This window comes from Nostoc sp. KVJ20 (genome assembly GCF_001712795.1).
In the GTDB taxonomy this organism is placed as follows: domain Bacteria; phylum Cyanobacteriota; class Cyanobacteriia; order Cyanobacteriales; family Nostocaceae; genus Nostoc.
Genome location: NZ_KV757652.1, coordinates 78,554 through 85,425 on the forward strand (window position 1 = coordinate 78,554; position 6,872 = coordinate 85,425).

Annotated in this window: 4 protein-coding genes; 1 reads left to right on the top strand and 3 read right to left on the bottom strand. The window is 42.7% G+C overall.

The window, feature by feature from the left end; all coding sequences use genetic code 11:
• Positions 1 to 414: 414 nt before the first annotated feature.
• The 3 genes from A4S05_RS23445 to A4S05_RS23455 form a co-directional block, all read right to left on the bottom strand.
• Positions 415 to 1,398, bottom strand: coding sequence for a polysaccharide deacetylase family protein (locus A4S05_RS23445; RefSeq protein ID WP_069072192.1), 984 nt, complete (start codon positions 1,396 to 1,398; stop codon positions 415 to 417).
• Positions 1,399 to 1,890: 492 nt separating this feature from the next.
• A complete protein-coding gene (locus A4S05_RS23450; RefSeq protein ID WP_069072193.1) occupies positions 1,891 to 2,775 on the bottom strand; it encodes an aspartoacylase in 885 nt (294 codons plus the stop codon).
• A 197-nt stretch (positions 2,776 to 2,972) separates the two neighbouring features.
• Positions 2,973 to 4,028 (bottom strand): glutathione S-transferase family protein, encoded by a 1,056-nt coding sequence (locus tag A4S05_RS23455; RefSeq protein ID WP_176727079.1) that lies wholly within the window; start codon positions 4,026 to 4,028, stop codon positions 2,973 to 2,975.
• Positions 4,029 to 4,555: 527 nt separating this feature from the next.
• On the opposite strand from A4S05_RS23455, the gene A4S05_RS23460 reads away from it, so the two are divergent.
• Positions 4,556 to 6,658 (top strand): vWA domain-containing protein, encoded by a 2,103-nt coding sequence (locus A4S05_RS23460; protein WP_069072194.1) that lies wholly within the window; start codon positions 4,556 to 4,558, stop codon positions 6,656 to 6,658.
• Positions 6,659 to 6,872 lie beyond the last annotated feature (214 nt).

Below are 6,872 nucleotides of genomic sequence, written 5' to 3' on the forward strand. Positions count from 1 at the left end.
AACTTTTGACCAACAAACAGGTTATTAAGAATTAGAAATTATCCCTGACTATTCCCTGACTATTTATAATCGGATTTCTATATAGGACTCGTATTTGATTTCTGAAAAAACTCAGTACAACTAAGAAGCCTTCTTGACTATTGCCTATTGCCTATTGCCTATTGCCTACCTACGCAAATTAGTTCAGAAATCAAAGCGGATTTCTATATAACATTAATCGCATCTAAAAAAATAACCTCTAGGGAAGGGATATCACCAGAGGTTTTTAATAAAGACATTGGAATAGTGAACTATTATAAAAATAAATCTATCTTTTTGCCAACCCTATTACCTCCTTCTCAAGGACAGGTCAAAGTTAATTTTGCCTGTAATCAAGGATACAAATTGGACTGAGAAATCGCATAGATGATATTTTTACCTCTTTTGAGGCACTAATACAGGTAGTTGACGCGCACCGGCTACGAATCTGGCGTGTTGTCCAACAGTCAAAACATTAAACTGACTGGATATAAGTTCTAAACTTTTGTTAACTATTGCTAGCTTTTTGTAGGTAGGGACGCTCATTCCAGGGAAAAATGATAGTTCTGGCACATCCTCTTGACTTACAAAGTCTGTGGGGTGGAGTAGCAAAGAAGGTTGAACGCGTGTAAGTTTACACAACCAGAGGGCAATTCGCAGGTAGAGTAAAGCCACTTCCGAAGAAAATGTACTTAGATACATGATGTAACTGAAGTGAATTGGCACTTTGAAAATTGGCATAGTGGTAACGGGAATCTCAGTCAGTTTATCTTTACCCATGTGCCACTGGTAAGGTTTCAAAGGCTGCAAACCCTCTTTGAAACCACCAAACAAGGCTTCCCGTTTCTTGCGTTCTTCCTTGCTCAATTTACAGGTCATTAAATAATAAGCTCGTGCTATTGGCCCCAAAAATGTGGGGAAAGTCGAAGCATCATATTCATATCCCCGTCGTGCTAGGACTTTTAATACCGCAGGAGAAAAGCTGTATCCCGGCCCCCGGAACCCAATCGGATGTTGATGAGTGACGCGCTTGATATGTTCTTCGGCAAGTGCCACCTCTTCTTCAATCTCATCCTCTGAATACAGATGTAGCCAAGGATCGTGATAGAATGAATGATTGCCAATTTCGTGGCCGGCATTAGCGATCGCTTGTATTGCCTTAGAGTTCTTTTCCAGCGCTGCATCCTGCCCCACAATAAATACTGTGATTGTCAAATTCCATTGCTGGAGAATATCTAAGAAACGAGGTACTGCGATATCCAGGTAAGAGGGGAAAGTCTCCCAACCCGGAGCGCCCTGATTTTTTAAATAAGACCAAATATTATCCAAGTCTAAAGAAAGACTGGCTATTGGTCTGTTTCCTTGTTGCTTGGTTTTCATTATAAATTCAAGTATTTGGACAATTTTAAGCGTAAATTATAGTGTTAGATTTGGGCTTTATCGGTCAAGCTTCGTACTTCGACTCAAGCCTAGTTTTAGGGTAAAATTCAAGCCAGAAGGTTTAAAACTCCTCATTTTGAAGATAAGGAGTGACTTTAATAGCAGAATTTCGTAGGCGTAGCCAGTTGTAGACATCGCCCAGATTAGTGTCCCATATTTGTAAACAAATTCTGCTTCTCTAAAAAATATTTTTGATGAATTAGATAATGGGCTTTTAGCATTTTTGGAATATCGACTTTATCAGCCCTGCGGACAAATTTTTACCCTGGTATTTAATTCCTGGTGATCAATATATCATAATCAAGAGACATTTACACTTATATAAGTAGGTTTTAGCAATCGCGCTATATATAGAAGTTATTAATGATTTGGATGCTCAATTTCTATCATTAGTTCCAATAAAAAGCAATTATACAAAAAATTTTCCATATTCTAGATATTGATTTGCTGCCTTTGAGTCAAACACATTGCAATTCCCTTTTCGTAGTAAGCTGCCTCATTAATAAAAATCGGCCAAACGGTAGATGTACCCTCATAAAAAATTGTTTTATCATCAAAAGTTATAAAAATTGGATCTCCTGGGTTCAATGCTTGATAATCCTTATCTTGCAACTCTGGATGAATCATCCCAAAGATTGTTCCATCCGATTTTTTTGGATAGTCTACAACAGATAAGTGGTCGTAGATAATCAGTGTTTCATTAGTTGATGGAATTTTACCCTGGTTAAATTGTTCCAAATAGTCTAGAACTGCATGAACAAGTTCTTCTGTTTGTTGAAACAGCGTCGCTTTTAAAATACCTTGGGCAATCGGGCCAACCTCAATTGCAAAGCCTAATTCGCACAGAGAATTTACAAATGGGTTTTCTTCAATTGATTTAAAAGAGCAGCGATAAACCTTCACCAAAGGGCTGACATGGCTTAGATAAGCAGCCAATTTCAAGTTTAAAGGATGACTATTTACCAAAATAATTGTCAGACCCATATTAGCTGTACTGCTGTGTAAGTCTAAGATGAAATCTGCTTGTTTATCCCCGTTTGATGCTAGGGTGTCCTGGATTGATTTCGCTTGTAATTCTTCGTAACTGTTCAGAGTCGGATTTCGTAAATCTTGCTTGAGAAAACAGCGATTTAAATCCTTCTCTACATATCGCCTCCCTGCTGCAAAAGCATGAGGATTTGCTAACAGGGTGACTGTTTCAAAACTTGGTCTAGTAATTAAATTGGGAAACTGGGCAAATTTTTGGCTCAGGTAGGCCCCTGTAAACTCATTGCCATGAGTTCCGCCGACAATTGCAACTCGATTAATCTGGTTCACGATTTCACCAACTCTAGAATGCAGTCATCGAGGTATCAACGAGAAGAAGGCAGAAGGCAGAAGGCAGGAGACTATCTTTTCTCGTGCTGTGCATCTCGAAAAGAATGTTTCTAACTTTTTGCCTACAATTCGGCTTGGTTTGTACCTTTCTTCCTCTAGCAAAAACAGCTTTTCTTCTTATCAATTCTCAATGTACCTTATGAAGCATTCATTTTGCCGATGCGATCGCGATCGTGTGGTTGATTAAGATATGACATATCAGGCCCATCGGGAATAATCCCGCCAGGATTGAGTGGAAATAGGTTTCCGTAGTAGTCGCGCTTCACAGTTTCTACGTCGCAGGTGTCAGCAACACCTGGAAGCTGATATAAATCACTTAGGTAAACTCCCAAGTTCTGATAGTCTTTAATTCGCCGCCGATTACATTTAAATAAACCGTAGTAGGCACTATCAAACCGAAATAACGTCGTGAATAAACGCACATCTGCGAGTGTGAGATTGTCTCCGCACAGATATCGATTAGTCTGCAATGCTATGTCAATCTCATCAAGAGTTGTGAACAATTCATCACAGGCTTGATTATATGCTTCTTGAGTCTGGGCAAAGCCGCAGCGATAGACACCGTTATTTACGGCGTGATAAATCTTCTCATTCCACCAGTCAATCTTCTCTTTGAGCGCTTCTGGGTAAAGATCGAGCGTGGGATTGTTGGCGAACTCGTTCAACTGAGAGTTCAGCATCACGATAATCTCTGAACTCTCATTGTTGACAATGGTTTTGGTTTGGTTATCCCATAAAATTGGAACTGTAAAGCGTCCGCTGTAGCCTGGTTCTGCCCGCTGATAAAATTCCACTAGTGTGCGACAACCTTCTTCTTCTTCGTCGAATATCCAACCGCCTTCAATGGGAGAAGGAGAAACAATACATACTGATATTACCGCTTCGAGTTTTTTAAGCGATCGCACAACCAAAGTTCGGTGCGCCCAAGGACAGCCCAGCCCAACATAGAGTTTGTAGCGCCCAACTGCTGGTGGGTGTGGATTCCCTGACTCTGTACCAATGAACTTCCGAAACTGGCTGTTAGGACGAATATATGCTCCCGACTTATTGCTAGGAGCAAGCTGGGACATCATTATTTGCCACATAGTCGTCCAGACAAACTTTCCCAGCCAAATGATCAGCTTTGGAGGAAGTGTCCTGCCCTTCTTCTTGGGAAGATTTTTATCGTCATCCATTGGAGTTGAGTTATTCATGGCGACACTCTTGCTTTGGGAGCGATCGACGTCACCACCGTATGTGGTGTTCAATTTATGCTCGGTAGGTTTCCATGCCTACACGCACCTTGAGATTTCTTACTTTACTCTACTACGCTTTGCCTGAACTATTAGACCTCTTGCAAAAAGCACTTTTGCAAGAGGGGGAAAAGGTTAAAGGTTAAAGGGGAAAGAAAAAACCTTTAACCTTTACCCTTTAACCTTTTCCCCAAACCCAATTCCCAGTTCAAAATGCTTTACCCAAGCAGTATTGCCTCCTGCCCCTGCCTCCTTCAACAGATCCCACTTTGGAACGTAGTCATATCCCCTGATGGTAGACCGGAATGTTTAGTGTTGTATCCGCTACAGTTACCAAAACTGCAACGGTTATAAAATCCCAGGCTGCTCAAGACTATTCTAGGTAAGTGGAAACTTGAAATATCAGCAACCCTGTCCAAAAAGACAGGGCTTCCACACATCCCACAAGGTTTTGAACTGATACACAAATTTAGTGTGAGGATTTAGCTATGTCTTACCCGATTCCGTCCAAAATGTGGCAGCGAGTCAGTATTGTGACACTGTTATTATTGATACCGTCAGTAGGAATTGCAATCTTACGTCAGTCTGCTACGGTTGCGGTTCCAGCTAATCAGATTCCTCCCAGTTCTACCCCAACAAGCTCCATTCTACCCAATCACCCTGACTACCAAGCACTCCAGGCATTGCTACAAAAGTATAGTTGTGTCGTTTCTGTCCAAAACTTTGGTACTCTTCCTGTAACCCGGACTGAGTTTGCCACCGTCTTGAATGCCTGTGTAAATCGGAGCAATGAGCTAATAGCGACTGACCCCAAGATAGTCACCCAAGGGGATATGAAAACCCTACAACGCTTGCAGTCAGAATTTGCACCGGAGTTAGCAACCCTCAGAAATCAGATAAATGAATTGGAAGCTCGTAGTCCTGTCACTCCAACTCAGGCTCCCAGAGAACGTACTCAAGCTGAGTCTACCCGAAAAACTCAACCAGTACCCACCGCCCCACCCCTTAGTATTCCCTCTGGCTCATCTGTGCAGGATCAAGTTTCTAACCGCCCTGTAAGCCCTACACGCCAAACTCGTAGCACTATTGGAAGGGTTGCCCCGGAACCACAAACAGGTAGCAGATTCAATACAGAAAACTACAATCGGATTGACGATAATCCCTTTCATCGCGTTGGTAATGAACCCCTTTCCACCTTTTCGATTGATGTAGATACAGCATCCTACAGCAACGTGCGACGGTTTATTACTCAAGGGGAATTACCACCCAAGGATGCAGTGCGAATTGAGGAATTGATCAACTATTTTACTTACAATTATCCCCAACCAAAAGGCGATGCCGACGCTAGGCAGAGCCAGCGCCCTTTTTCCGTCACCACTGAAGTGGCTGCTGCTCCCTGGAATCCTCAACACAAGCTGGTACAGGTGGGTTTGCAAGGTAAACGCCTAGAGAGTGAAACCTTACCATCCAGCAACCTAGTATTTCTGATTGATGTCTCCGGTTCTATGGATGACCCCAACAAATTACCCTTGGTGCAACAGTCCCTAAAATTGCTGGTGAATAAACTGCGTCCTGAAGATCGGGTAAGTTTGGTAGTTTACGCTGGGAATGCTGGATTGGTATTACCTGCTACTCCTGGTAGTCAGAAATCAAAGATTCTGGCGGCGATTGACCGCTTGGAGGCTGGAGGCTCTACTGCTGGCGGTCAGGGCATTGAACTCGCCTACAAAATAGCTAAACAAAGCTTCCTCAAGTCTGGAAATAATAGAGTAATTTTAGCTACCGATGGAGATTTTAACGTCGGGGTTTCTAGTGATGCCGACCTGACGCGATTAATTGAACAAAAGCGAGATCAGGGAATTTTCCTGACGGTGTTGGGATTTGGCACCGGCAATTATAAGGACGGAAAAATGGAGCAACTGGCTGATAAGGGTAATGGCAACTATGCTTACATCGATACCCTATTGGAAGCCAAAAAGGTTTTAGTTAACGATCTGAGGGGAACTCTGTTTACCATTGCCAAGGATGTGAAAATTCAGGTGGAATTTAATCCAGCGAAAGTTCAGGCATATCGCTTGATTGGCTACGAAAACCGTCTGCTGCAAAACCAGGATTTCAATGACGATAAGAAAGATGCAGGGGATATTGGGGCTGGTCATTCTGTGACAGCGCTTTATGAAATAATTCCCACCGGCACGAAAAGCGATGTGAAACTACCGGAGATAGACCCCTTGCGATATCAGCGTTCTGGTGAAACTGCCCCGGATACTGCCGGCAATGAGTTGATGCAGGTGAAATTGCGCTATAAATTGCCCCAGGACAGCACCAGTCAACTAATTACCCAAACCATCCAAGATGTTGATTTGAGAGCCGACCAGATACCCTCCACAAACCTGAGATTTGCTGCTGCGGTGGCAACTTTTGGGATGCTGCTGCGTGACTCTGAGTATAAGGGGAATGCTAATTATGATTTGGTGATGAAATTGGCAACTCAAGGGAAGGGAGAAGATATGGAGGGCTATCGGGGTGAGTTTATTCGTTTGGTGGAGCAATCTAGGGGGTTGATGACGAGGACGGGGAGTAGGGAGTAGGGAGTAGGGAGAAAATTCTAGATCCAAAGACGCGATAAATCGCCGTCTCTACAAGGATCAATCTTTTGTAGAGACGGCGATTTATCGCGTCTCTTGCCTTAACCGAACCGTATTGCGATGGGGGAGAGTAAAAAATTTGGTCAATAAGACTTATGCACTGTACAAATTAATCATGTCTGTATACTTTTGAGGAATATCTCACCTACGATCGCGT

Coding starts and splice junctions, on each gene's coding strand:
- A4S05_RS23455 (WP_176727079.1), bottom strand. CDS start 4,028: ATGAATAACTCAACTCCAATGGATGACGATAAAAATCTTCCCAAGAAG.
- A4S05_RS23445 (WP_069072192.1), bottom strand. CDS start 1,398: ATGAAAACCAAGCAACAAGGAAACAGACCAATAGCCAGTCTTTCTTTA.
- A4S05_RS23460 (WP_069072194.1), top strand. CDS start 4,556: ATGTCTTACCCGATTCCGTCCAAAATGTGGCAGCGAGTCAGTATTGTG.